This window comes from Enterobacter sp. HK-058-C-ECC (assembly GCF_047531125.1).
In the GTDB taxonomy this organism is placed as follows: Bacteria; Pseudomonadota; Gammaproteobacteria; order Enterobacterales; family Enterobacteriaceae; genus Enterobacter; species Enterobacter quasiroggenkampii.
The window spans coordinates 1-23,336 of record NZ_JBLKCH010000022.1; the positions used below are offsets into that span (position 1 = coordinate 1).

The 23,336-nt window shown below is 53.5% G+C and carries 27 protein-coding genes; 9 read left to right on the plus strand and 18 right to left on the minus strand.

Translation table 11 applies throughout. The features are described 5' to 3' along the window. Positions 1-156: 156 nt before the first annotated feature. The 3 genes from ACMWJS_RS22025 to ACMWJS_RS22035 are packed head-to-tail and all read right to left on the minus strand — an operon-like array spanning position 157 to position 1,996. Positions 157-699 (minus strand): 1,2-dihydroxy-3-keto-5-methylthiopentene dioxygenase, encoded by a 543-nt coding sequence (locus tag ACMWJS_RS22025; RefSeq protein ID WP_045909605.1) that lies wholly within the window; start codon positions 697-699, stop codon positions 157-159. After that, positions 696-1,385, minus strand: coding sequence for an acireductone synthase (gene mtnC / locus ACMWJS_RS22030; RefSeq protein WP_008501009.1), 690 nt, complete (start codon positions 1,383-1,385; stop codon positions 696-698). The genes ACMWJS_RS22025 and mtnC overlap by 4 nt, the downstream gene beginning before the upstream one ends. Then, on the minus strand, positions 1,382-1,996 hold the full coding sequence (locus ACMWJS_RS22035) for a methylthioribulose 1-phosphate dehydratase (RefSeq protein ID WP_023618408.1): 615 nt from the start codon (positions 1,994-1,996) through the stop codon (positions 1,382-1,384). The genes mtnC and ACMWJS_RS22035 overlap by 4 nt, the downstream gene beginning before the upstream one ends. Before the next feature lie 123 nt (positions 1,997-2,119). On the opposite strand from ACMWJS_RS22035, the gene ACMWJS_RS22040 reads away from it, so the two are divergent. After that, on the plus strand, positions 2,120-3,280 hold the full coding sequence (locus tag ACMWJS_RS22040; RefSeq protein WP_414747581.1) for a pyridoxal phosphate-dependent aminotransferase: 1,161 nt from the start codon (positions 2,120-2,122) through the stop codon (positions 3,278-3,280). Here ACMWJS_RS22040 and ACMWJS_RS22045 read toward each other — a convergent pair whose 3' ends face one another. From ACMWJS_RS22045 to citR, 3 genes are all read right to left on the minus strand, one after another. Then, positions 3,281-3,907 (minus strand): IbrB-like domain-containing protein, encoded by a 627-nt coding sequence (locus tag ACMWJS_RS22045; protein ID WP_045909603.1) that lies wholly within the window; start codon positions 3,905-3,907, stop codon positions 3,281-3,283. After that, positions 3,892-5,115 (minus strand): phosphoadenosine phosphosulfate reductase, encoded by a 1,224-nt coding sequence (locus ACMWJS_RS22050; RefSeq protein WP_334755394.1) that lies wholly within the window; start codon positions 5,113-5,115, stop codon positions 3,892-3,894. Before ACMWJS_RS22050 ends, ACMWJS_RS22045 begins: the two co-directional genes overlap by 16 nt. A gap of 157 nt (positions 5,116-5,272) precedes the next feature. After that, complete coding sequence (citR, locus tag ACMWJS_RS22055) at positions 5,273-6,172, minus strand: DNA-binding transcriptional repressor CitR (protein WP_045909601.1); 900 nt, start codon at positions 6,170-6,172, stop codon at positions 5,273-5,275. Between the two features lie 675 nt (positions 6,173-6,847). On the opposite strand from citR, the gene ahpC reads away from it, so the two are divergent. Together ahpC and ahpF are read left to right on the plus strand one after the other, a co-directional pair. Continuing rightward, on the plus strand, positions 6,848-7,411 hold the full coding sequence (ahpC, locus tag ACMWJS_RS22060; RefSeq protein WP_008501015.1) for an alkyl hydroperoxide reductase subunit C: 564 nt from the start codon (positions 6,848-6,850) through the stop codon (positions 7,409-7,411). Between the two features lie 187 nt (positions 7,412-7,598). Continuing rightward, entirely contained in the window at positions 7,599-9,164 is a 1,566-nt protein-coding gene (ahpF, locus tag ACMWJS_RS22065; RefSeq protein ID WP_334755391.1) for an alkyl hydroperoxide reductase subunit F, read from the plus strand. Between the two features lie 60 nt (positions 9,165-9,224). On the opposite strand, the gene uspG is transcribed toward ahpF, so the two are convergent. After that, the gene (uspG, locus tag ACMWJS_RS22070; RefSeq protein ID WP_023310731.1) at positions 9,225-9,653 is read right to left on the minus strand and encodes a universal stress protein UspG; all 429 of its coding nucleotides are present in this window, start codon (positions 9,651-9,653) and stop codon (positions 9,225-9,227) included. Positions 9,654-9,833: 180 nt separating this feature from the next. On the opposite strand from uspG, the gene ACMWJS_RS22075 reads away from it, so the two are divergent. Then, positions 9,834-11,072 carry a zinc-dependent alcohol dehydrogenase gene (locus tag ACMWJS_RS22075; protein ID WP_262821142.1) on the plus strand — a complete coding sequence of 413 codons (1,239 nt, stop codon included), beginning with the start codon at positions 9,834-9,836 and terminating at the stop codon, positions 11,070-11,072. 10 nt (positions 11,073-11,082) lie between these two features. On the opposite strand, the gene yldA is transcribed toward ACMWJS_RS22075, so the two are convergent. Both yldA and rnk read right to left on the minus strand, forming a co-directional pair. Then, the gene (gene yldA / locus ACMWJS_RS22080) at positions 11,083-11,172 is read right to left on the minus strand and encodes a small membrane protein YldA (RefSeq protein WP_008501020.1); all 90 of its coding nucleotides are present in this window, start codon (positions 11,170-11,172) and stop codon (positions 11,083-11,085) included. Positions 11,173-11,311: 139 nt separating this feature from the next. Beyond that, a complete protein-coding gene (rnk, locus tag ACMWJS_RS22085) occupies positions 11,312-11,722 on the minus strand; it encodes a nucleoside diphosphate kinase regulator (protein ID WP_045261020.1) in 411 nt (136 codons plus the stop codon). Positions 11,723-11,967: 245 nt separating this feature from the next. On the opposite strand from rnk, the gene ACMWJS_RS22090 reads away from it, so the two are divergent. Continuing rightward, the gene (locus ACMWJS_RS22090) at positions 11,968-12,585 is read left to right on the plus strand and encodes a flavin reductase family protein (RefSeq protein ID WP_045909598.1); all 618 of its coding nucleotides are present in this window, start codon (positions 11,968-11,970) and stop codon (positions 12,583-12,585) included. Here the strand turns inward: ACMWJS_RS22090 and rna are convergent. Further along, positions 12,579-13,388, minus strand: a complete 810-nt coding sequence (gene rna, locus ACMWJS_RS22095; RefSeq protein WP_262802246.1) for a ribonuclease I — start codon at positions 13,386-13,388, stop codon at positions 12,579-12,581. The two genes, ACMWJS_RS22090 and rna, sit on opposite strands and share 7 nt — an antisense overlap. Before the next feature lie 94 nt (positions 13,389-13,482). Then, a complete protein-coding gene (dcuC, locus tag ACMWJS_RS22100; protein ID WP_048026951.1) occupies positions 13,483-14,850 on the minus strand; it encodes an anaerobic C4-dicarboxylate transporter DcuC in 1,368 nt (455 codons plus the stop codon). Positions 14,851-15,245: 395 nt separating this feature from the next. Here dcuC and pagP point away from each other — a divergent pair, with 395 nt between their 5' ends. Then, positions 15,246-15,863 (plus strand): lipid IV(A) palmitoyltransferase PagP, encoded by a 618-nt coding sequence (gene pagP / locus ACMWJS_RS22105; RefSeq protein WP_080347338.1) that lies wholly within the window; start codon positions 15,246-15,248, stop codon positions 15,861-15,863. Positions 15,864-16,053: 190 nt separating this feature from the next. Then, the gene (cspE, locus tag ACMWJS_RS22110) at positions 16,054-16,263 is read left to right on the plus strand and encodes a transcription antiterminator/RNA stability regulator CspE (protein ID WP_002439184.1); all 210 of its coding nucleotides are present in this window, start codon (positions 16,054-16,056) and stop codon (positions 16,261-16,263) included. A gap of 219 nt (positions 16,264-16,482) precedes the next feature. Here cspE and crcB read toward each other — a convergent pair whose 3' ends face one another. After that, positions 16,483-16,866, minus strand: coding sequence for a fluoride efflux transporter CrcB (gene crcB / locus ACMWJS_RS22115; RefSeq protein ID WP_024907010.1), 384 nt, complete (start codon positions 16,864-16,866; stop codon positions 16,483-16,485). A 67-nt stretch (positions 16,867-16,933) separates the two neighbouring features. On the opposite strand from crcB, the gene ACMWJS_RS22120 reads away from it, so the two are divergent. Both ACMWJS_RS22120 and tatE read left to right on the plus strand, forming a co-directional pair. Further along, positions 16,934-17,722 (plus strand): deaminated glutathione amidase, encoded by a 789-nt coding sequence (locus ACMWJS_RS22120; RefSeq protein WP_414747582.1) that lies wholly within the window; start codon positions 16,934-16,936, stop codon positions 17,720-17,722. A gap of 125 nt (positions 17,723-17,847) precedes the next feature. Then, positions 17,848-18,051 (plus strand): twin-arginine translocase subunit TatE, encoded by a 204-nt coding sequence (tatE, locus tag ACMWJS_RS22125; protein WP_023310742.1) that lies wholly within the window; start codon positions 17,848-17,850, stop codon positions 18,049-18,051. A gap of 81 nt (positions 18,052-18,132) precedes the next feature. On the opposite strand, the gene lipA is transcribed toward tatE, so the two are convergent. The 6 genes from lipA to ACMWJS_RS22155 all read right to left on the minus strand — a co-directional run. Next, positions 18,133-19,098, minus strand: a complete 966-nt coding sequence (gene lipA / locus ACMWJS_RS22130) for a lipoyl synthase (RefSeq protein WP_013097595.1) — start codon at positions 19,096-19,098, stop codon at positions 18,133-18,135. Between the two features lie 207 nt (positions 19,099-19,305). After that, a complete protein-coding gene (locus ACMWJS_RS22135) occupies positions 19,306-20,259 on the minus strand; it encodes a YbeF family transcriptional regulator (RefSeq protein WP_045909593.1) in 954 nt (317 codons plus the stop codon). A gap of 291 nt (positions 20,260-20,550) precedes the next feature. Next, the gene (lipB, locus tag ACMWJS_RS22140; RefSeq protein WP_045909592.1) at positions 20,551-21,192 is read right to left on the minus strand and encodes a lipoyl(octanoyl) transferase LipB; all 642 of its coding nucleotides are present in this window, start codon (positions 21,190-21,192) and stop codon (positions 20,551-20,553) included. A gap of 94 nt (positions 21,193-21,286) precedes the next feature. Then, positions 21,287-21,550 carry a DUF493 family protein YbeD gene (gene ybeD, locus ACMWJS_RS22145; RefSeq protein WP_003858718.1) on the minus strand — a complete coding sequence of 88 codons (264 nt, stop codon included), beginning with the start codon at positions 21,548-21,550 and terminating at the stop codon, positions 21,287-21,289. A 106-nt stretch (positions 21,551-21,656) separates the two neighbouring features. Next, positions 21,657-22,868 (minus strand): D-alanyl-D-alanine carboxypeptidase DacA, encoded by a 1,212-nt coding sequence (dacA, locus tag ACMWJS_RS22150; protein ID WP_008501035.1) that lies wholly within the window; start codon positions 22,866-22,868, stop codon positions 21,657-21,659. A 139-nt stretch (positions 22,869-23,007) separates the two neighbouring features. Next, positions 23,008-23,336, minus strand: a 329-nt coding sequence (locus ACMWJS_RS22155) for an SPOR domain-containing protein (protein WP_414747583.1), incomplete at its 5' end; no start/stop codon positions are given.

A 23,336-nucleotide genomic window follows, 5' to 3' on the forward strand; every position in this document is an offset into this window, starting at 1 on the left:
AGGGCATAAGCGACTCCATAAACGGGTTCTTATGCCTTAGTTGTAAGTGTCTACCATGTCCCCGAACAAGTGTTCACTATGTCCCCGGACTGTACACCCACAGGGAGAGGGAGCAAACACTAAAAACGGCAGCTCTAGCTGCCGTTTTGCTTTCACCTAAGCGAGGCGCGGATACGCATCCGCAATGGCGTTACCGGTAAACTGGGCCACCCAGCCTTCCGGATTATCGAAAATACGAATCGCCGTAAAGTTCGGCTCTGAGCCCATATCAAACCAGTGCGGCGTGCCCGCGGGCACGGAGATCAGGTCGTTTTTCTCGCACAGCACCTGATACACCTCATCGCCAATGTGCAGGCAGAACAAGCCCGCGCCTTCTACGAAAAAGCGTACTTCGTCCTCGCCGTGGGTGTGTTCATTCAGGAACTTCGCGCGCAGCGCGTCTTTCTGCGGATTGTCGGCGCGCAGGCTGATCACGTCCCAGCTCTGGTAACCCTTCTCTGCGACCAGTTTGTCGATCGCATGTTGATACGCCGCGATCACGGCTTCAGGGGCGGGATCGTGTCCTAAATCGCGATCCGCCGCCCAGCGTTCAAACCGCACGCCTTTTGCGTTGAGCTGTTGGGCAATCTCGGCGGCGTCGGTGCTGTGCCACTGGTGTTGACTGGCGTCTTTGTCGGAATAAATGGTCAATGCGCTCATGAAGGGATCTGCTCCGGGTTAATCTCGTCAAACTGGTGGACCTGATGGTGGTGGCTTGCGCCGTCATCATCACCGCGAATCAGCTGCAGGGTACGAAAACCTGCTTGTTCAGCCGCGTCCAGCTCCTGATGAATATCGGAGAGGAAGAGGATCTGCGACGGGGCTATGCCCGTTTGCGCCGCAATGTTCTGATAAGACTGCACCTCGCGCTTGGCGCCGATGTGGGTGTCGAAATAGCCGCTGAACAGATGAGTAATATCACCTTCGTCGCTGTAGCCAAATAACAGTTTCTGCGCAGCGACGGAGCCAGAGGAATAAACATAGAGATCAATCCCTTGCGCTTTCCATTTTTCCAGCGCGGGCAGCACGTCCGGGTAGAGATGGCCGGTAAAGTCGCCGTTGACGTAGCCGTCGTGCCAGATGATCCCCTGCAGCGCTTTGAGCGCGGTCGATTTGCGGTCTTCATCCATAAAGGCAAACAGGGCGTCGATAAGCTCGCTGACGCTGGCGTGTGGGTTAGCGATTTCATCACGCAGGTTGTCCAGAATGGATTTGACCGGCTCGGCGTACTGCTGCGCGGTCACGAAGGCCGCCAGCCGCTCACGCGCGTAGGGGAACAAAACATCATGGACAAAACGAATATCGCTGGTGGTTCCTTCAATATCCGTCACAATCGCGCGAATCATACTCTCTCCAGTTGTCGTAAACGCATTTCACATTCAAACAGGAATTCCAGTCCTTCCAGATGACGGCGGGCTTCGGCCACATCGCGTCCCCAGCAGGTTAAGCCATGACCGCGCAGAAGAAAACCATAATTAAGCGGCCGTTCCTGCGCGTAATGGGCGATTCGCGAGGCGAGGGCGTCAATATCCTGGTCGTTATCGAAGACCGGGATAGCCACCGTGTCCAGATGCGTGGTCTGTCCGGTGAGGGATTTTTGCATCTCAAAGCCGCTGATGTTGAGCTCGGCCTCTTTGACCAGACGGGACAGCACCGTGGCGTTAACCGTGTGAACGTGCAGTACGGCGTTGGCCTCAGGGAACAGACGATAAATCAGCGTGTGCAGCCCGGTCTCCGCCGACGGTTTACGACCGGACGGCGCGCGGTTGGTGGCGATCTCCACCTGCAGAAAGTCATCGGTTGTGAGGCTACCTTTGTCTTTGCCGGATTCGCTAAGCCAGCAGAGATGTTCGTCCTGACGCACCGACATGTTACCGCCGGTGGCGGGCGCCCAGCCTTTGGCACCGATCCAGCGGCAGGCGTCGACCAGATGCGTGAGTTGCAGGTTGTCTGTCATTTTCCTTTTACCCTCTCGGACAGGAATATTCATATTGTTTAGACGTCTAAGCGTCTTGATTGCCAAAGACTAACATCGTGTTATAGTGGCAGCAACATAAGTATTACAAGCAGGCACAACACAATGAGCATTAACGCCTTGATTCCGCAAAGTAAACTTCCCAATCTCGGTACCACCATCTTTACGCAGATGAGCGCTCTGGCGCAGCAGCACAACGCCATTAACCTTTCTCAGGGGTTCCCGGATTTCGACGGCCCAGCTTATCTGCAGGCGCGTTTAGCGTATCACGTTGCGCAGGGGGCGAATCAGTATGCGCCAATGACGGGCGTACAGGCGCTGCGGGAAGCCATTGCCGACAAAACGGCTGAGCTGTATGGTCATAAGCCCGATGCGAACAGCGACATCACGGTGACGGCAGGGGCGACCGAAGCGCTGTATGCGGCCATCACCGCGCTGGTGCGCGCGGGCGATGAAGTGATCTGCTTTGACCCGAGCTACGACAGCTATGCGCCTGCGGTTGAACTTTCCGGCGGCGTGGTGAAACGCGTGGCGTTACAGCCACCGCATTTCCGCCCTGACTGGCAGGCATTTGCTGCGCTGCTGAGTGATAAAACCCGTCTGGTGATCCTGAATACCCCGCATAACCCGTCCGCGACGGTGTGGAAGAAAACGGACTTCGCCGCGCTGTGGCAGGCCATTGCTGAACGTGAAATTTACGTGCTGAGCGATGAAGTTTACGAGCACATCTGCTTTGCAGAAGAGGGACACGCCAGCGTGCTGGCCCATCCGCAGCTTCGCGAGCGCGCTATCGCCGTCTCGTCGTTCGGTAAGACCTACCATATGACCGGCTGGAAAGTGGGCTACTGCGTCGCACCGGCCGCCATTAGCGCTGAGCTGCGCAAGGTACATCAGTACCTGACCTTTGCCGTGAACACGCCGGCTCAACTAGCCCTGGCGGATATGCTGCGCGCGGAGCCCGAGCATTATCGCGCGCTGCCGCGTTTTTATCGTGAACGTCGGGATCTGTTCGTGACGGCGCTGAGTAAAAGCCGCCTGGAAATTTTGCCGTCTGAAGGAACCTATTTCCTGCTCGCGGACTACAGTGCGATTTCCGATCTGGATGACGTCAGCTTTTGCCAGTGGTTGACAAAAGAGGTGGGAGTGGCCGCCATTCCGCTGTCGGTATTCTGCGCCGATCCCTTCCCACACAAGCTGATCCGTCTTTGCTTTGCCAAGCAGGAATCGACGCTGCTGGCGGCGGCAGAGCGTTTGAACACGCTCTGATTATTTCACCGTCCAGGCTTCGGAATAGCGACGGTCTGCAAACAGCGCCAGCAGACCGTTGATTTGCTTGAGGCGCAGCACCTCGTCGCTGTCCATTCCGAGCTCTTTGCCTATTCGCTCATCATTCCAGCCGAGCTGTGCCAGTTCGCGCACGATCTCTGACATGGCGTTAATCTGGTGCCGACCCCGCGCCCGGTTGTGACGGATCGTGGCGGCCATACGGTCATGCTTTTCCTGTCGGTCCTGGCGCAGGCAGGTGACGGGGAGATATCCCTTGAGCTGGCGCTTTAACGCCGCCCGATTTTTGCCGATTTCATGGCGATGGAAACCATCCACAATTTCGTAATGTTGCGGTTCACTTTCCGTTACGACAAGAGGTTGGGTGAATCCATCGAGTTCCAGCGACCTGGTGAGCAGCCGTTTTTCTGGAGGGGCAACGTTATTGGGGTTGTAGTCGTTAGCGATAATCGCGTCCTGTTTGATCCAGAGCACGCAGTCTATCGGTTGCTCACGGAAAGGACTGTGTCGATGGATCGCTTCACGAAAGGCATTGATGGCGTTAATCCGATCCTCTTCGGAAAGTGACTGCAGGTACGTTTCGATCTCGGTAATTATTCTTTGTCGCATAAAATGCCCCACTCCTTGCGTTTCGCCTTCACTCTGTCGCTGTAGCGCTGATAATGTTTGGGTTTATTTGGGCTGAACGACAGCGCCCTGCACCAGTAGTCATTATTAAGTAAAACCTTACAAATACGGCGCCATGAGGGGATGTCTTTGGCGCCGATATCGCCCTCCTGCGTCTCGGGAATATCCGGCATGCCTCTCTTTTGATACCAGTGCAGATAGATCGCGATTTTATTGCGGTAATGCTCAGCCGTGTTTTGCGGCATGCTGTCCAGCAGGAGCATGGCGTAGTCGCGCCAGCCGAGGTGCCCGGGTTTGAGGATTTTGCGGTGGCCGTAAAAATGGTTGTCCTGCCCGGCGTAGATACCGCCGCTGCGCACGCCGCTGACGCGCTCGCACATCGCGGCCCAGCGCTCGGGCTCGAGAACGTGATAGAGCCAGAGCCCCTGGCGCTGTTCCGGGCCGAAGGGTTCGCAGATGCGCATATAGCGCGGCGGGACGCCCGCCTGAAACATGAGGTTGTAGAGCGGGTTATAGCTGCACCCGGATTTTGCAAACCATGTCCAGATGTCTGCGGTTTTCCAGTCGTAGAGAGGATAGACGTACCACGCGTGCCCGCCGGGGGCGGTGGTTGTCCAGGGCTTATCGTCCGCGAAGCGCTGCTTGCGGTTGTTGGCAATGGTCAAAAACCGGTTGTAGGATTCATCGGCGCGGATGCCTACCAGCATGGCTGCTGGCCGGTGCAGGGCAAACCAGTCGGAAAACGAGCGGACAAACGCTTCAAAGGTCATTCCCGCCTGGTAAAAATCAAAATAATCGGCAGCGGTGATGGCGTCTTCCGGCGGCTGGCGCACCCAGCGCACGCCCGGCGCCCAGCACTGCCATTCCGGCTGATACTGTGAGAGCGAATTTTGCGTGGTCAGCGGAAGCGCCACCCAGTAAAAGTGCTCGATGACGTCCCGGTAGCATTCGCGTAGCGCATTAACGTGCTCAATGGTGCAGGAGAACTGCGCCTCCCAGTCAATAAATAGCACGCTGATTTTTCGCTTTTGCGCCCGGGCCATTTGCGCGGTGAGATGCAGCATGACGGTGGAGTCTTTGCCGCCGGAAAAGGAGACGCAGATGCGGGAAAAAGTGTCGAACGTCCAGTCGATGCGCGCCTGCGCGGCCTCCAGCACGTTAAGCTGCAGGGGATGTTTATACAGTGACATGTGCAATCTCTTCCTGAGGATGACTGTCGGGGGCTTTTATTTACGCTAATTAAACATGAATAGTAAAGATATTAAAGCGAAACCGGAATAATGCGATTTATCCATGCCTGGATTGTTGCCCAAATGTAATTAAAAAGTATTCGGGCAATGTCGGTAATTATTCCGCTTCGATTTTTTCAATGAATTGCGAAAACACGCTGCTGTTTAACGCTGAACGATTATATAGCATAAAAATATCTAATTTCGGAACCGTGAAAGGCAAGGCGACGCGCTTCAGGTTGAGAATGTCTTTATATCGCTCAAACATTGCGGTTGGAACAAAACCGACTAAATCACTCATGCCAATAATATTCATAATCGAAATCAGCGAGTCGCTGCGGAAGCAGAAATTCCGTTCCGGAAGGAGAACGTTCGATTGCTGCTGGAAGTCCTTTATGCCGTTCTCCTGGCTGCGCATCAGCGTGAATTTTTCCTGGCAGAGCTCCTCAAGCGTTGCGCTATCGCCAAGGCGGGGGTGCTCTTTGCAGCAGACCAGCTGTGCCGAAAACTGGATAAAGCGGGTACAGACGATAGAGCGGCTGTTAACCGGCGCAAAACTAAACACCAGATCGGCCTTGCGGTAGGCGAGCAGATCCTCGGCCGACTCAGGCGATAAGACCACATCATTATGTTCTATCTCGTAATTTCCGTCCGCAAGCAGAGACCTTAGCAGGTCGCCCAATCGCCCCTGGACCAGAATCTGCGGGCAGTAGATGACAAAGCTCTTTTTGATCTGCGCGTTATTCAGGATATTGATGGTCTGTTCAATATGATTAAGGTTTTCTTCCAGATGATGATGCAGGTTGATCCCCACGGTCGTCGGGGTGATGCCTTTACCCGAACGAATAAAAAGCGGGTCATTCAGCTGCGTACGCAGGCGTTGCAGAGACTGGCTCACCGCAGAGGGCGTGATATAAAGTGTTTCCGCTGCCTTGCTAATGCTGAGGTGCTGATAAATGCACTCAAAAATGACTAACAGATTGAGATCGAATTTTTTAAGGTCATAAAGATTTGCCATGGATCATCCTGAGTGTGTTGTTGTCATCTCATAACTGATAACTATAGTTCGAAGTTAATCATTTACAATCCTTGTGATTAACCTGCTTATTATATTTTGAATTCAAGCTTAATATATCACGAGGCTGGATTATTGAAATAGAACTTCAGCCGTTATTAAGATATTTTTATCTTTAAAACGTGCGGCGTTGTTCTCAAATAAGCACTCCCGGTTATACATTTGCTGTGACGCATTATTGCCACTTTAGCGCCGGCTACCAGTCTGACCACTTATTGCAATCCATTCTCATTATTAATTCTCTCGTTATGTCGGGCAGACGCGGGCGTTATTCGGTAAAACCTATCGCAGCCATAGGGCGGAATGCCGGCGTGACGGATTGCCCAAACTGAAAACCGGTGCTGTAATCAAACCGCTGTTACGGCCTGATATAAGGTATGTAGAGCGCAACGCAACGCCAGCACCGGCTGGCACTGAAAGTTCCTGTGGAAAGTTCAGGTATCAGGGCCGCCCACCAGGGCGGCCTTTTTACGTTCAGGCTTTCCGTTAATTCAGTTCACAACGTTGTCTTGTTGGTGTTGTAAGGTTTGGCTGATTGATTTGATAAAGCATACGCATTAGCCCCGATGGATAAAGTTGGTTACCTTACATCTCAACGAAAACACGGAGGAAGTACAGATGTCTTTGATTAACACTAAAATTAAACCTTTCAAAAACCAGGCGTTCAAAAACGGTGAGTTCATCGAAGTAACCGAGAAAGATACCGAAGGTCGCTGGAGCGTCTTCTTCTTCTATCCGGCTGACTTCACCTTCGTTTGCCCGACCGAACTGGGCGACGTGGCTGACCATTACGACGAACTGCAGAAGCTGGGCGTAGACGTTTACTCTGTGTCTACCGATACCCACTTCACCCACAAAGCGTGGCACAGCAGCTCTGAAACCATCGCCAAAATCAAATACGCGATGATCGGTGACCCGACTGGCGCCCTGACCCGTAACTTCGACAACATGCGTGAAGATGAAGGCCTGGCAGACCGCGCGACCTTCGTCGTTGACCCGCAGGGCATTATCCAGGCTATCGAAGTTACCGCTGAAGGTATCGGCCGTGATGCGTCTGACCTGCTGCGTAAAGTGAAAGCAGCGCAGTATGTCGCTTCTCACCCAGGTGAAGTGTGCCCGGCTAAATGGAAAGAAGGCGAAGCAACGCTGGCGCCATCCCTGGACCTGGTCGGCAAGATCTAAGTCTGTAAAGCCTGGCGGCGCTACGCTTGCACAGGCCTACAGTATCGTAGGCCGGGTAAACGAAGTGCCACCCGGCAATCAATGGGCGCACCCGCGCCCATGTTATTCCAGCACCATGATGCAAGTTGCATTCAGGCCGCCCGCATAAGGCAGCTTGCATGATGACGTCTTAAGAGAGGGAAGAACAATGCTCGACACCAATATGAAAACCCAGCTCAAGGCCTACCTTGAGAAACTGACTAAACCCGTTGAGCTGATTGCCACGCTGGACGACAGCGCGAAATCGGCAGAGATCAAAGAACTGCTGGCTGAGATCGCCGAACTGTCGCCAAAAGTGACCTTCAAAGAAGATAACTCGCTTAACGTCCGTAAGCCTTCTTTCCTGATTACTAACCCAGGCTCTGTGCTGGGGCCGCGTTTTGCCGGCTCACCGCTGGGGCATGAATTTACCTCGCTGGTGCTGGCGCTGCTGTGGACCGGCGGTCATCCGTCGAAAGAGGCGCAGGCGCTGCTGGAGCAGATCCGCGATATCGACGGTGATTTTGAGTTTGAAACCTATTACTCGCTCTCCTGCCACAACTGCCCGGACGTGGTGCAGGCGCTGAACCTGATGTCGGTCCTCAACCCGCGCATCAAGCACACGGCAATTGACGGCGGTACCTTCCAGAATGAAATCACCGATCGCAACGTGATGGGCGTTCCGGCGGTGTATCTGAACGGTCAGGAATTCGGTCAGGGTCGTATGACGCTGACGGAAATCGTCGCCAAAGTGGATACCGGTGCCGAAAAACGTGCCGCAGAAGCGCTGAACAAACGTGATGCCTATGACGTGCTGATTGTCGGTTCCGGTCCGGCGGGCGCGGCGGCGGCAGTGTACTCCGCGCGTAAAGGGATCCGCACTGGCCTGATGGGCGAGCGCTTCGGTGGCCAGGTACTGGATACCGTGGACATTGAAAACTATATCTCCGTGCCGAAAACCGAAGGCCAGAAGCTGGCCGGCGCGCTGAAGGCGCACGTCAGCGATTACGACGTAGACGTGATCGACAGCCAGAGCGCCAGCAAGCTGGTACCTGCTGCGGTTGAGGGGGGGTTACACCAGATTGAAACCGCCTCCGGCGCGGTGCTGAAAGCACGCAGCATCATCATTGCCACCGGTGCGAAATGGCGCAACATGAACGTCCCGGGTGAAGATCAGTATCGCACCAAAGGCGTGACCTACTGCCCGCACTGCGACGGCCCGCTGTTCAAAGGCAAGCGCGTGGCGGTGATCGGCGGCGGAAACTCCGGCGTGGAAGCGGCTATCGACCTGGCGGGGATTGTTGAACACGTCACCCTGCTGGAGTTCGCGCCAGAAATGAAAGCCGACCAGGTGCTGCAGGACAAAGTTCGCAGCCTGAAAAACGTCGACATCATACTGAACGCGCAGACCACGGAAGTGAAGGGCGACGGCAGCAAGGTGACCGGTCTGGAATACCGCGACCGCGTGAGTGGCGACGTGCACAGCGTGCAGCTTTCAGGGATCTTCGTGCAGATTGGTCTGCTGCCAAACACCACCTGGCTGGAAGGCGCGATTGAGCGCAACCGCATGGGCGAAATCATTATTGATGCGAAGTGTGAAACCAGCGTGAAGGGCGTGTTTGCGGCGGGCGACTGCACCACCGTGCCGTACAAACAGATCATTATCGCCACGGGTGAAGGGGCGAAGGCGTCTCTGAGCGCGTTTGACTACCTGATCCGCACCAAAACCGCATAAGAAAAGAAAGTAAGGCTACACCTGCAATAGCGAGAGGCCACCGAAAGGTGGCCTCTTTTTTTATCTGACGACCATCACCGGTATATGCGTGTGGCGGATCACGCTGGAGGCGTTAGATCCCAGCAGATGCGTGGTAATGGAAGGGTTGCGCGAACCGATGACTACCACGTCTGCTTTCAGCTCGTTCGCCAGTTCATTTACCGCATCACGTACGCTGCCGAATCTGACGTGCGTTTTGATCCGTGAAGGGTCGATGCTGAAGTGGCTGACCATGGTTTGCAGGCGCGTTTCCGCCTCGTGCTGCAGATGCTCTTCGAAGCGGCGCACATCGGCAGCAAAGCGGTGCAGGCTCAGGCTGGCGGAGCCCGGGAGCACGTGCAACAGATGGATGACCCCGTCCTGCTGCGCCAGGAACTCCGCGTGGCGTACGGCCTTGTCGCTCAACTCCATCTCAAAAACATCAACCGGCATAATGATTCTCTGATACATACCCGTTTCTCCTTGTTTATAAACGCTGTACTCATTCAACCACAAAATAGTCATGGTTTCTGTAAGCGCCCCGTCAGTTTTCTTATCTTGCCAGGATAAATCTCAAAAGAACCGTATTCACGGGCAGACCTTCAGGGGTAGCTACCCTTATACACTTACCTGGAACCTTTCGGAGGTCGCATGAAAGCACTTACGTATCACGGTCCACACCATGTTCGCGTCGAGAATGTCCCCGACCCCATCATCGAACAGCCCGACGATATTATTCTGCGCGTCACGGCCACGGCTATCTGCGGCTCCGATTTGCATCTCTACCGCGGAAAGATCCCGAAGGTGCAGCACGGCGATATTTTTGGCCATGAGTTTATGGGGGAAATCGTGGAGTGCGGTTCAGAGGTAAAGAATTTACAAAAAGGCGATCGCGTGGTGATCCCTTTTGTCATCGCCTGCGGAGACTGTTTCTTCTGTCGTCTGCAGCAATACGCGGCCTGTGAGAATACCAACGCCGGGCAGGGTGCTGCACTGAACAAAAAGCAAATCCCCGCGCCGGCCGCGCTGTTTGGCTATAGCCACCTCTACGGCGGTGTGCCGGGGGGACAGGCGGAATACGTTCGCGTGCCAAAGGGGAACGTCGGGCCGTTTAAAGTCCCGCAGCTTCTTTCTGATGATAAAGCGCTTTTCCTTTCCGACATTTTGCCCACGGCCTGGCAGGCGGCAAAAAATGCACAAATTGAAAAAGGCTCAAGCGTAGCCGTTTTCGGTGCCGGGCCGGTGGGGCTACTGACCATTGCCTGTGCGCGGCTGCTGGGGGCTGAGCAGATCTTTGTCATCGATCACCATCCATACCGGTTGCGATTTGCCGAGGCACGATACGGCGCAATTCCCATCAACTTCGATGATGACAACGACGCCGCGGAAAAAATCATCGAGCAGACCGCGGGCCAGCGCGGCGTTGACGCTGTGATTGATGCGGTCGGGTTTGAAGCGAAAGGCAGCACCACGGAAACGATCCTCAGCAATCTTAAAATTGAAGGCAGCAGCGGCAAAGCGTTGCGTCAGTGCATTGCTGCCGTGCGGCGAGGCGGGGTGGTCAGCGTACCCGGCGTATACGCAGGGTTTATCCATGGCTTCCTGTTTGGCGATGCCTTTGATAAGGGGCTGACGTTTAAGATGGGTCAGACGCACGTCCATGCCTGGCTGGGGGAACTGTTACCGCTGATCGAAAAAGGGCTGCTTACGCCGGAAGAGATCGTGACCCACTATCTTCCCCTTGCGGATGCGGAGCGCGCCTATAAGATTTTCGAAAAACGGGAGGAGGAGTGCCGGAAGGTGATTCTGGTCCCGGGGGCAGACACCCCCGAAGCCGCAGAGCAGACCGTTAAGGGCCTGGTGAACGCCTTCCCGGGTGGGGTGGCCTGAGAATGTTCGCTTACCAGTGGCGTTCAAGATAGAGCACGGCCGTGACGATAATCGCCACAAAAATCAGAAAGATAAGTGTGATAACGCCTATCTCACTCATGACCGTCCCCGCGGCACCAAAACAGATTAAGCGTGGATTAAGGCCATTTTGCGCGGTATAGGAAAATCGGGTGAATTTGCGGAAAGAGGATGCGGCTGCATCCTCTGTGCAAAGCGGGTAGGCGCTTATTCAGAAGGGATTAACGCAGGTAATCGCCCGCGGCTTCTGGCTGGTAGAGCAGCTCTAGCACTTCCAGATGGGTCGAGGCACCGCCCGGCAATTCCCAGTGGATCGTATCCCCCGTACGCAGCCCCAGCAGTGCGGCACCCACAGGGGCCAGAACAGAAAGCTGTGCGCTGCTGTCGGTCATCTGAGCGGGGTAAACCAGCGTACGGGTCAACTCTTCACCGGTGGTCAGGTTGCGGAATTTCACCTGGCTGTTCATGGTGACCACGTTATGCGGCATCGTCTCAGGCGTGCACATCTGTGCCCGGTCGAGCTCCTCATTCAGGGCGTCGGCCACGGGGAGCGAGGCGAACTCCGCTTTTTCCAGCAGCCTGTCGATACGTTCTGCGTCGAGCTCATTGATGATAATGGTAGGTCTGGACATTTTTTACTCCATGTCGTTAATGCTGCGTCTTACGCAGAAACTGATCCAAAAGAAAACCCTCGCCGTCTGGCAGCGAGGGTTTAACTCTCCCGATGATACTGGCTGAGCGCGCAAGTTTGAAGTGATGAAAGTCACATTCATGGGCCATATGAATTTTGCTGAAATTTATTCAGTCTTCATTCCTGGCGGAATACGTTACGCTGAGTGTCCTGAATCCGGGCGTTGCCCGCCAACGAGAGAGAATTATGTACTTCTATCAACCGTCTCAGGGGCACGGCCTGCCGCATGACCCGCTGAACGCCATTATTGGTCCGCGTCCGATAGGCTGGATCTCCTCATGCGATAAGGCCGGTCAGCTGAATCTCGCACCGTACAGCTTCTTTAACTGCTTTAACTATCGCCCGCCGATCATCGGCTTTTCCAGCAACGGCTGGAAGGACAGCGTGCGTAATATTACTGAGACAAAAGAGTTTGTCTGGAATCTGGCAACGCGCGATCTTGCCCAGGCGATGAATCAAACCTCCGCGATGCTTCCCCACGACCGGGATGAATTTAGCTTTGCCGGGCTCACGCCAGCGGCCAGCCAGCTGGTGAACGCCCCTCGCGTTGCAGAAAGCCCGGTGAATTTTGAGTGTCGCCTGTCGCAGTGCATTCAGTTGACGGGGGCTGACGGTACGCCGGTAGACACGTGGCTGGTGCTGGGGGAAGTGGTCGGTATCCATATTGACGAAACGCTGCTGGAAGAGGGGATATACCAGACGGCGAAAGCGCAGCCCATCCTGCGTGCGGGTGGGCCGACGGCGTACTATGGCATCAGCGATGAAAACCGGTTTGATATGGTGCGCCCAACGGTGGATCAGTAGCCGGCTTTATCAATTACAAATTGTTTACCGCAGTTACCCGGATGTGGCTGCGGGGCAAATGAGGTCGCAGAAAGCGGGTTGTTAATGGTGTCTGCCTTCAGCGAAATCTGCATCTCGGTCAGATAAGCCGGGTTGCCGCTGCAGGTCAGCTTGAATGCTTTGACGTTCTCGTTGCCCCAGCTCCTGGCCACGGCACTGTCAAAATCGCTGCGAGTGACGGTTTTCCCGTAGTGACCGGCAAGGAATTTACCGACCGCACTGTTTTTAATTTCCTGATTCATCCGCACCATCGTGCCGAAATAGGCATCGGGATCGAAACCAAAGCAGACGCCATGTTTAGCGTATTCGTAACGCTCCAGGCAGGAGTTACCGCCCGCGCCCGGCATCACGTCGTTGAGCTTTGCGGCAGCGGAAAGCGACAGCCCGGTTTCGGCAGCTTCGCATTTGCGGCTGGCCTTCACTTCCGGCATGTTCGGAATGGGGCGCGTGGCGCAACCAAAACGCATCCAGCGACGCTCATCTACCCCGCGTGCGGCAATGGATTTCGGCAGGCCGGGCCATAACCCGTGAACGGTCAGAAAATCGGCTTTATTTTCGCGCTCTTTTTGCAGGCGACATTCGTCAGGTTCATTGCGGTTGCGCTCGACCATGCTCTGGCAAAACCCGGTTTGCCAGGACAGAGCCAGCACATAGCGATCGAAATCGCCATACTGGGTTGCCTTGAGCGGTTCTGCCTGTGTGGAGAAGACACAGAGTGCAAGCGCGACTGCGCCAGACGGGATAACAATATCCTTCCTGAACATATGATTTCCTGATCGAATGAGCGTGATTAATTTCTGGGGGTTATTAAAGCACAAAAAGCGCCCGCAGGCGCTTTCTGGATATCCCTAATTTAGGTTAGGCAGCGCCGGGAACCAGCACCTCCGTGGCGATAATTACGATAATCAGCCCAACCAGAACGGGTACGGAGGTGCGTTTTACCACTTCGAATGGTGAGATTTTTGCCATCCCGGCAACGGCAACCACCACGCCTGATACCGGGGAGATGGTACGGCCCAGGTTTGACGCCTGCAGCATGGGAATGGAGAGATAGGCCGGGTTAATACCGGAGGAGTGGGCCAGTTTCGGGATCATCTCAACGAAAGCGTAGAAAGGCGCATTACCGGAACCGGTGGTCATCGCCGCCAGCATGGTGAGTACCACCAGCACCAGCATCAGGATAATACTGGCCGATCCGAACGAGGTGGCGATAGAGATCAGGCTCTGGATAAAGCCGATGGTGCTCAGACCCTGGGCAAAAACGCCCGCTGCCACCAGCAGCATCACCACGCCAGCGAAGGCATCCGCCATACCGCGATAGGCAACCTCCAGACCCGAGAACACCTTTTGCGTGTTAAAACCACGCACAAATTCCAGCACGGCAGCCAGCAGCATGCAGATAACCAGAATGGTGATAATGTGCAGCTGCGGGCCCCATTTGCCGTCAAAAATCAGCACCCCAATAATCGGCGTGAAGGGCAGAATGGCATAAAACGCGGGAGCGGTGGTGGTGATTTCACTCACGTCCATCATTTCATGGCTGATGTTTTCTTTCTTATCGAGATAGCGCTGCCAGAAGAAATGCGCGATACCCATGCCCACTATGGCAACGATTGAGATCGGCAGCGTGGTTTTAAAGGCGAAGTCGATGAGCGACATCTCCGCAGCCTTTGCCGCCAGCACGACGTCGCCGGAGGTCGGAGAGAGAATAATCGCAGCCGGAGACGCGCAAATGGCTGCTGCCGCGCCGCGGCTGATACCAACGTTCACCATGACCGGGAACAGCGTGGCCATCAGCAGTACGCCAAGTCCGGTAGCCGACGAAACGGCCAGTGACATCAGGCAGGCGAGGAAATAGGCGGCGACCATCAGCAGATACGGCGAGTTGATGTATTGTAGGGGTTTGGAGGCAAGCTTAACGACCATGTCGTTGGCGCCGATATGAGTCATGTAGGCCGCAAAACCGCACAGCATCATGATCATCATGCCCAGGTCACCGCCGCGGCTCATGAGCAATATTTTAATATATTCCACAATATCGGTGGCGGTGTAACCGGTGCTGGTTGCGCTGGCAGGCAACACCTGATGCCCCATCAGTGCGCTGATAATCAGCAGCGTTAAACCGCCAACAAATAATACGCCCGTGGCCGAGTAGCCTTTAATGATGTAGCGTGCGACACCGACAATGACGACGACTCCAATAAGGAGCTCGAATAACGTAAGCATGATTTCCCCTGTATCTCTGCTGCTATGGAGCACAAAAAATCAATAAAAAAAAGAAGGATGAAAATGTGCCGAATAAATGGCCTGTTCTTGCTGATTAAAATCAATAAACAGACGACTAGAGAGCAGAACAACCGTGTTTTTGCCATGGCTCATACATTTATGCCATGCGGGTCTTGACCGTCAGAAATAGCGCAATATGTCCTTACAATGATAACAGATTGTTAATATTTTGTATAATGCGGCATGTTGCTGATAAAGAAGGTGAAACAGGCTAAAGGCCCACCCTGTATGTGCTTATTCGACCTTGCTGTCCGGTTTTATTAAGAATATTCCCGGAAAAAGGCCGAATAATTAGGAATAACGCTGATGCCGTTAAGCTTCGATTCAACTATTTTATGGTAAACTTTGCCTCGAATACTAAGAATGGTAATTGCATTGTGATCGTACGTAATACATTTTTCTCAATTTTATTGTTTATTTTTGGGCAGTTAACGTTTTCTTCTGTTGCACAGGCAGAGGGCAACGCGACGGATAAAGGATGGTTCTCAACCTTTACGGATAATGTCTCCCAGACCTGGACGTCGCCGGAACATTATGATCTCTATGTTCCGGCAATAACGTGGCATGCGCGTTTTGCATATGACAAAGAGAAGACCGATAAATACAACGAGCGTCCGTGGGGCGCTGGTTTTGGTCAGTCGCGCTGGGATGAAAAGGGAAACTGGCATGGCATCTATCTGATGGCCTTTAAAGACTCCTTTAATAAATGGGAGCCGATTGGAGGCTACGGCTGGGAGAAAACCTGGCGCCCGCTAGCCGACGAGAACTTCCATGTTGGGTTGGGCTATACCGCGGGGGTCACCGCGCGTGACAACTGGAACTACATTCCGATCCCGGTGCTGTTGCCTTTGGCTTCTATCGGCTACGGTCCCGCAACGTTCCAGATGACCTACATTCCGGGCACGTATAACAACGGTAACGTTTACTTCGCCTGGATGCGTTTTCAGTTTTAACTGAAAAAACGTCATAGTCTGGTGAAAAAACGTGCACGCGTTGATTCATAAACGATAAAAATCGGCCAGTGAAAATTAACGCGACTTTAGTCACTTTTTATCAAAGATCCGCTGGACAAAAGGTCTCACAATTGATGTACTGGTAACCGACACAGCATTTGTGTCGTTTTTTAATGTAAAGGTAATTTTGATGTCTAAGATTAAAGGTAACGTTAAGTGGTTTAATGAGTCCAAAGGATTCGGTTTCATTACTCCTGAAGATGGCAGCAAAGACGTGTTCGTACACTTCTCTGCAATCCAGTCTAATGGTTTCAAAACTCTGGCTGAAGGTCAGCGTGTAGAGTTCGAAATCACTAACGGTGCCAAAGGCCCTTCTGCTGCTAACGTAATCGCTCTGTAATTCAGACGCGTCAGCAAGAATTTCAAAACCCGCTCACTGAGCGGGTTTTTTTCGTTTTGAATCAGCCAAGCAGATACATTTTCAGGAAGCTTGCAACGATCAGCACGCTCAACAACACCATGCCTGCGCTCATCAGACTCTGTTTCATTCTGTCACCCTCGTTCAGTACTGCACTCAGAGTGACAGAGAAAAATTAAGCCAACATTAACGGTCCGTCTGTTAATGCGTGCTTGCGGAGGAAAAGAGCCAAAATGCGATCCCCGTCATCGCAAACGAGCCGAGCATGTTAATTGCGATATTCGCCAGCGCCCAGCCGATACGGCCTTCCTGAAAGAGAAACACCACTTCCGCAGAGAACGTCGAAAAGGTGGTTAATCCGCCGCAGAATCCGGTGGTAATCAGGACTTTCCACATTGGGTCAATGTGTGTCATTCGATTAAACCAGGCCAGCCCCATGCCAATGATAAAGGCACCAATCAGGTTTGCAGCCAGTGTCCCCATAGGAATCGCCTGATGCAGCGGGTTAAACCGCATACTCAGAAACCATCGCGCAACGCTACCCGTTCCCCCACCAATAAAAACGGCTAAAAGTAGTTGTAACACGCTAAATACCTGCTATTTGATGTGTAAGAGAAGCGAGTTTAACGCCGTTTATGATGAGGGGACAAATATGTATGTTGCGGTAGGGCAATTTGCGGTCACGCCAGACTGGCAGGCGAACGCGATAACATGCGTCAACCTGATGATGCAGGCCCGGCAGAAAGACGCGTCGCTGCTGGTGCTTCCTGAGGCGCTGCTGGCCAGGGATGATAACGACCCGGATTTATCGGTGAAGTCTGCGCAGCCGCTGGACGGCGAGTTCTTGCAGCAACTGCTCGCCCAGAGCATGGGCAATACGATGACGACGATCTTAACGATCCATGTTCCCTCCACGCCGGGCCGTGCAGTGAATACGCTGGTGGCGATTCGCGGCGGAGCCATTGTTGCACGTTACGCCAAGCTCCATCTCTATGATGCTTTCAGCATTCAGGAGTCGCGGCGCGTTGACCCCGGAGACAGTATCCCACCGCTTCTGGAGATTGACGGCGTTAAGGTTGGGTTGATGACCTGCTATGATCTGCGTTTTCCGGAACTGGCGCTCCATCTGGCGCTGCAAGGGGCGGACGTACTGGTACTCCCTGCCGCGTGGGTCAAAGGACCGTTAAAGGAGCACCACTGGGCAACGCTGCTGGCGGCACGCGCGCTGGATACCACCTGCTATGTTGTTGCTGCAGGAGAGTGCGGCACGAAAAACATCGGGCAAAGCAGGGTGGTCGATCCGCTGGGTGTGACGATTGCCGCCGCTGCGGAAGCGCCGGATTTGCTGGTGGCGGAGATAAACATAGACAGAATTGCGCTTGCACGTCAGCAATTACCTGTTCTTCGCAATCGTCGGTTTGCGCCACCGCAATTATTGTGATGTTTTTTTCAACAATGCTTGATTCACCTTGTTACAGATTGCTATTGTGTGCACGCGCTAAATGACCGTTAATACAATCAGGTTTTGGCGCTGAATGCAGCCTGTTTTAAGTAAAGAAGGTATCTATGGGTGAGATTAGTATTACCAAACTGCTGGTGGTTGCCGCACTGGTCGTCCTGCTGTTTGGTACCAAGAAGTTACGCACGCTGGGTGGTGACCTGGGGGCTGCCATCAAAGGCTTTAAGAAAGCGATGAACGACGATGATGCAGCCGCGAAGAAAAGCGCTGAGGATGACGTCCCGGCAGATAAGCTTTCTCACAAAGAGTGACAGCAACGCCTGAGGGCATGCGAAAAAAAACCGGCTCATGAGGCCGGTTTTTTTGTATTACTGTAAATGAATATTACAGCTTTATTTAACTTCTTCGCCTTTAGCCTGCATATCGGCATGGTATGAGGAGCGAACGAATGGGCCGCAGGCTGCGTGGGTGAAGCCCATCGCCATCGCTTCGGCTTTCATTTCATCAAACTCGTCCGGGCTCACGTAGCGCTGTACCGGCAGGTGGTGACGGCTTGGCTGCAGATACTGGCCCAGGGTCAGCATGGTCACACCGTGGCGGCGAAGATCGCGCATCACCTCGATGATTTCATCGTTAGTTTCACCCAGACCCACCATCAGGCCTGACTTGGTCGGAATATGCGGATGCGCTTCTTTGAAACGCTCCAGCAGTTTCAGAGACCAGTTATAGTCAGCGCCCGGGCGCACCTGACGATAGAGACGCGGCACGTTCTCCAGGTTGTGGTTAAACACATCCGGTGGCGTCGCGGTCAGGATATCCAGCGCACGGTCCATACGGCCGCGGAAGTCAGGCACCAGCGTCTCGATTTTGATGTTTGGGCTTTTCTCGCGAATGGCCGTAATACAGTCAGCGAAGTGCTGCGCTCCGCCGTCGCGCAGATCGTCACGGTCAACGGACGTGATAACCACATAGCGCAGCGCCATGTCGGCGATAGTCTGCGCCAGCTTCTGAGGTTCGTTAGCATCAGGTGCGACCGGACGGCCATGAGCAACATCGCAGAACGGGCAGCGGCGGGTACAGATCGCACCCAGAATCATAAACGTCGCGGTACCGTGATTGAAACATTCAGCAAGGTTCGGACAAGAGGCTTCTTCACAAACGGAGTGAAGGCCATTCTTGCGCATCGCCGCTTTGATCCCCTGGATACGCGAAGAGTCGGCCGGAAGTTTGATTTTCATCCATTCCGGTTTTCTTAACAGCGCCTCGCGCTCTGTAGCCACGTTTTTAACCGGGATAAGGGCCATTTTATCGGCATCGCGGTATTTAACACCGCGTTCCATCACAATGGGTTTACTCATAGCGTGCGTGTTCCAGTTGCGAATATCGAAGGAAAGCGTTTCAATTCAAGGGAATGTTGTATTTATCAACTATTTTTGAACGAACGACAGGCAGTATATCATTGAAACGGTCGTTAAAGCAGCCTGCCAGATCGCCAATTTGTAAAATAGTTGTTGTTTTGTGCCTTTTGCCCTGCCTGTCACAGGGGCTTATGCTGGCTCAACCTGTCAGAAGGCCTGACGGATAATGCGGATGACGTTTTCCAGGACCGGATCGCGCAAACTCAGCTTGTTGTAATGCAGTGAAATCTCAACTGATTCCGCATTAAGCTGACTGAGGGGAATGCTGTCCAGCGGCCAGCACTTCCGGAGCAAGTTATACAGGCGTGATGGCATCACGCACAGCATATCGCTGCTGCCGATCAGAGAGGCGGTGGTGAACATATTGTAACTGCTGAAGCTGATCTGACGTTCCGGGAAAATTTCATCAATACGCTGACGAAGGGCATGGTTAGACTGCCCTTCGGTCATAAAAGACGAGTGGTCGTAGTTGCGCAGGTTTTCGAGGGTCAGCGGTTCGCTGAGAACCGGATGCTGCTGCCGGCAAACCAGTACCAGGTTGTCCGTATAAAGCACATTTTGCCCCAGCGCTCTGGCGCTGAAGCTGCCGCTTTCAATAATCAGGTCCGTCTGGAACTGGGCAAGCTGAACGTCAGGTTCATGGAGAGGCACATTGCGAAGCAGGAGCTGCGGAGCATGCTCTTTCACGGCCTGGAAGATCGCAGGCATGACCAGCACACCCACCGAAGGGGAACAGCCGATGGTGATGGTTCTTTGCTTATCGTAGCTCCCGGTTAAATCCAGTGCGCCCAGAATCGACTCCAGCCCCTGGCTGATGTACTCATGGAGATGCGTGGCGTAGGCCGTCGGCGTTACCCCCTGGCCCTTACGGATAAATAACGGGTCAGGAAATATAGCGCGTAGCTTTTGGATGGACTGGCTAATTGCTGATGGCGTGAGATTAAGAATTTTCGCAGCGTTAACGATACCCTTATGGACATATACTGCCTCAAAAATAGTCAGTAAATTGAGATCAATATTACGTAAAGTCCGAAAAATTTGCGGCTTGTCTTCGCCACCAGGTTCATTCAGTCGTTTGGCTGGTAAATTATTATACTCCACGCTTTCACTCCGTATACATTCACAATATGAATGATAGTTGAATTTATTTATTATGCTTGTAGAGATTCGTAAAGTGTTGGTTTTGTTTCACTTGTTTATCAAAAGCAAACACTTGTGTGATAATTGCTCACGTTACTTATGCCGTGTTTGCCGTGCTTGCTGGAGGCTAAATAATATGTAGCGGTAATATTCGGGCGCTTCGAAAATATAGAATCTGTGGATTATTGTAAAGTGCAAAAACGGTAAATAAACGGTGGCCCGCCAAATTAGCGAGCCCTGTTGTAGGATATATTAAGCAGGGATATATTCGTGCGGGGGATTGTTAAGTAGCGCTAACACGTTCTTCAAAAGCACGGGGCGAATAGTGTCTGGCGTAGCGGTTTCAACCCACTGGCGCACTTGCGTCATTTCCATACCGGCGTAGCCGCAGGGGTTTATGCGCTGGAAAGGGGCAAGATCCATATTAATATTCAATGCCAGGCCGTGGAATGAGCAGCCTTTACGAATACGCAGCCCAAGAGAGCAGATCTTCATTTCCCCAACGTAAACCCCAGGCGCATCGGCACGCGGATGCGCATCAATACCATATTCCGCCAGCGTGTTGACGACGGTTTGTTCCAGTAGGGTAACCAGCTCACGGACGCCCAGCTTTCTGCGCTTCAGATTGAGCAGGACGTACATCACTTGCTGCCCGGGTCCATGGTACGTGACCTGACCGCCGCGATCGCTCTGGATAACCGGAATGTCGCCCGTCATTAATAAATGTTCTGCTTTTCCCGCCTGACCCTGCGTAAAGACCGGCAGGTGTTCGACCAGCCAGATCTCATCGGGGGTTGTATCATCGCGTGAATCGGTGAAGTCATGCATAGCCTGGGAGACAGGCTCGTAAGGTTGCAGCCCGAGGTGACGGACCAGAATTTTATCCTGATACAAAACTGCGTCTCCGAAGACGAGGGACAAAAGGTATGCGGGAGTATATCACAGCGGGGAGAGGGGTTACCCGGCAAACCGGGTAACCGCAAAGGGACTACAGCACCATACGAACGATTTCGATATTGCCGAGCTCTTCGTACAGCGTCTCAACCTGCTCAATGTGTGTCGCAGTGATGGTAATAGAAACCGAGTGGTAGTTGCCCTTGCTGCTTGGTTTTACTGACGGAGAGTAGTCACCCGGCGCATGGCGCTGTACCACTTCAACCACCTGATCAACCAGCTCAGGTTTCGCCAGACCCATTACTTTGTAGGTAAATGGGGTAGGGAATTCAAGCAGTTCGTTAAGTTTGGTTTTCATGTCAGCTCCGGCGTAACGTCAAAAAATAATAACTCCCACGTCAGGTGGGAGTTATCAGGATACTTAGTATATGGGGATCAAAATCACACTTTCAAGTGTTCAATTTTTAACCAAACCAGTGGTGGAACATCAATTTAATGTAATCAATGATTTTGCCGAAGAAATTGCCTTCAGGAATTTCTTGCAGGACCACCAGCGGACGCTGATCGATCGTTTTGCCATCCAGCTGGAAGTTGATGGTACCCACAACCTGGTTTTTCTGCAGCGGGGCGTGCAGTTCGGTGCTGTTCAGTACGTAGCTGGCTTTCAGATCCTTCATACGACCGCGCGGAATGGTCAGGTAGAGGTCTTTATCAACGCCGAGAGAAGCACGGTCGTTGTCGCCGAACCAGACGGGTTCAGACGCAAACTCTTTGCCTGCTTTCAGCGGATTCACGGTTTCGAAGAAACGGAAGCCCCAGGTCAGCAGCTTCTTGCTTTCTGTTTCACGGCCTTTAAAGGTGCGACCCCCCATCACGGCAGAGATCAGACGCATCTGGCCTTCAGTGGCGGAGGCGACCAGGTTGTAGCCCGCTTTGTCGGTGTGACCGGTTTTGATGCCGTCAACGTTCAGGCTGTTATCCCACAGCAGGCCGTTACGGTTGGTCTGACGGATACCGTTGAAGGTGAACTCTTTCTCTTTATAGATAGAGTACTCGTTAGGGACATCGCGGATCAGCGCCTGACCAATCAGCGCCATATCACGTGCGGAGCTGTACTGACCGTCTGCGTCCAGGCCGTGTACGGTCTGGAAATGGCTGTTTTTCAGACCCAGCGCGTTCACGTAGCTGTTCATCAGGCCCACGAAGGCATCCTGGCTACCGGCGGCGAAATCGGCCATCGCCACGCAGGCATCGTTACCTGACTGCAGGTTGATACCGCGAATCAGCTGGGAAACAGGAACCTGCATACCCGGTTTCAGGAACATCAGAGAGGAACCTTTAAAGACCGGGTTCCCGGTCGCCCACGCATCGTTACCGATGGTGACCAGATCCGTTTCTTTGAATTTACCTGCCTTCATCGCCTGGCCGATAACGTAGCTGGTCATCATTTTGGTCAGGCTGGCCGGGTCACGGCGGGCATCGGCATTCTGTTCTGCCAGCACTTTGCCAGAGTTGTAATCGATCAGGATGTAGGACTCCGCGTCGATTTGCGGAACGCCAGGGATCATGGTCTTGATATTCAGGTCATCGGCGTGAGCTGCAGAGAGCGCAGCCGCGCAAAGGGCCGTGGTCAGCGCCATGCGCTGCACAAAACGAGCAGAAAAAGTGGTCTTCATGGTCAGAACTACGACATCCGTGATGGAATTAAAAAAAGTGCCTTACTATAGCAAATGCTATTCAGGCAGGCATCCGACTTTAAGCATGAGTTTGTGAATGTGTTTTACACAAACTGACAATTCGGATACCGCCGGTTAATTATTTCGCAACAGCGATAAATGACTGAAGCTGAGCTTCATTCTGCAGACGCTGCTGCAGGGAGGCTGCCTGCGATTTGCTGGCAAACGGCCCCATCTGAATGCGCCAGACCGCACCGTTCTGCTCAACGCGTCCTGGTACGCCAAACTGCTGGCTCAGACGCTGTTGATACTGTTTGGCCCGGGCCTGATCGCTCACTGCGCCGACCTGAACCACATAGCTGCCGCTGGCCGCTGTTGGAGCCGTCACCGCTGCACTTTGCGTGGCCGCGGACGCCGTTACGGGAGCCGACTGGGTCGCTGGCGCAGCAACGGGAGCGGGGGCTGGGG

Excerpts from the sequence above, each read along its gene's own strand:
- ACMWJS_RS22025 (WP_045909605.1), bottom strand. The coding sequence starts at position 699 with ATGAGCGCATTGACCATTTATTCCGACAAAGACGCCAGTCAACACCAG.
- mtnC (WP_008501009.1), bottom strand. The coding sequence starts at position 1,385 with ATGATTCGCGCGATTGTGACGGATATTGAAGGAACCACCAGCGATATT.
- ACMWJS_RS22035 (WP_023618408.1), bottom strand. The coding sequence starts at position 1,996 with ATGACAGACAACCTGCAACTCACGCATCTGGTCGACGCCTGCCGCTGG.
- ACMWJS_RS22040 (WP_414747581.1), top strand. The coding sequence starts at position 2,120 with ATGAGCATTAACGCCTTGATTCCGCAAAGTAAACTTCCCAATCTCGGT.
- ACMWJS_RS22045 (WP_045909603.1), bottom strand. The coding sequence starts at position 3,907 with ATGCGACAAAGAATAATTACCGAGATCGAAACGTACCTGCAGTCACTT.
- ACMWJS_RS22050 (WP_334755394.1), bottom strand. The coding sequence starts at position 5,115 with ATGTCACTGTATAAACATCCCCTGCAGCTTAACGTGCTGGAGGCCGCG.
- citR (WP_045909601.1), bottom strand. The coding sequence starts at position 6,172 with ATGGCAAATCTTTATGACCTTAAAAAATTCGATCTCAATCTGTTAGTC.
- ahpC (WP_008501015.1), top strand. The coding sequence starts at position 6,848 with ATGTCTTTGATTAACACTAAAATTAAACCTTTCAAAAACCAGGCGTTC.
- ahpF (WP_334755391.1), top strand. The coding sequence starts at position 7,599 with ATGCTCGACACCAATATGAAAACCCAGCTCAAGGCCTACCTTGAGAAA.
- uspG (WP_023310731.1), bottom strand. The coding sequence starts at position 9,653 with ATGTATCAGAGAATCATTATGCCGGTTGATGTTTTTGAGATGGAGTTG.
- ACMWJS_RS22075 (WP_262821142.1), top strand. The coding sequence starts at position 9,834 with ATGAAAGCACTTACGTATCACGGTCCACACCATGTTCGCGTCGAGAAT.
- yldA (WP_008501020.1), bottom strand. The coding sequence starts at position 11,172 with ATGAGTGAGATAGGCGTTATCACACTTATCTTTCTGATTTTTGTGGCG.
- rnk (WP_045261020.1), bottom strand. The coding sequence starts at position 11,722 with ATGTCCAGACCTACCATTATCATCAATGAGCTCGACGCAGAACGTATC.
- ACMWJS_RS22090 (WP_045909598.1), top strand. The coding sequence starts at position 11,968 with ATGTACTTCTATCAACCGTCTCAGGGGCACGGCCTGCCGCATGACCCG.
- rna (WP_262802246.1), bottom strand. The coding sequence starts at position 13,388 with ATGTTCAGGAAGGATATTGTTATCCCGTCTGGCGCAGTCGCGCTTGCA.
- dcuC (WP_048026951.1), bottom strand. The coding sequence starts at position 14,850 with ATGCTTACGTTATTCGAGCTCCTTATTGGAGTCGTCGTCATTGTCGGT.
- pagP (WP_080347338.1), top strand. The coding sequence starts at position 15,246 with ATGGTAAACTTTGCCTCGAATACTAAGAATGGTAATTGCATTGTGATC.
- cspE (WP_002439184.1), top strand. The coding sequence starts at position 16,054 with ATGTCTAAGATTAAAGGTAACGTTAAGTGGTTTAATGAGTCCAAAGGA.
- ACMWJS_RS22120 (WP_414747582.1), top strand. The coding sequence starts at position 16,934 with ATGTATGTTGCGGTAGGGCAATTTGCGGTCACGCCAGACTGGCAGGCG.
- tatE (WP_023310742.1), top strand. The coding sequence starts at position 17,848 with ATGGGTGAGATTAGTATTACCAAACTGCTGGTGGTTGCCGCACTGGTC.
- lipA (WP_013097595.1), bottom strand. The coding sequence starts at position 19,098 with ATGAGTAAACCCATTGTGATGGAACGCGGTGTTAAATACCGCGATGCC.
- ybeD (WP_003858718.1), bottom strand. The coding sequence starts at position 21,550 with ATGAAAACCAAACTTAACGAACTGCTTGAATTCCCTACCCCATTTACC.
- dacA (WP_008501035.1), bottom strand. The coding sequence starts at position 22,868 with ATGAAGACCACTTTTTCTGCTCGTTTTGTGCAGCGCATGGCGCTGACC.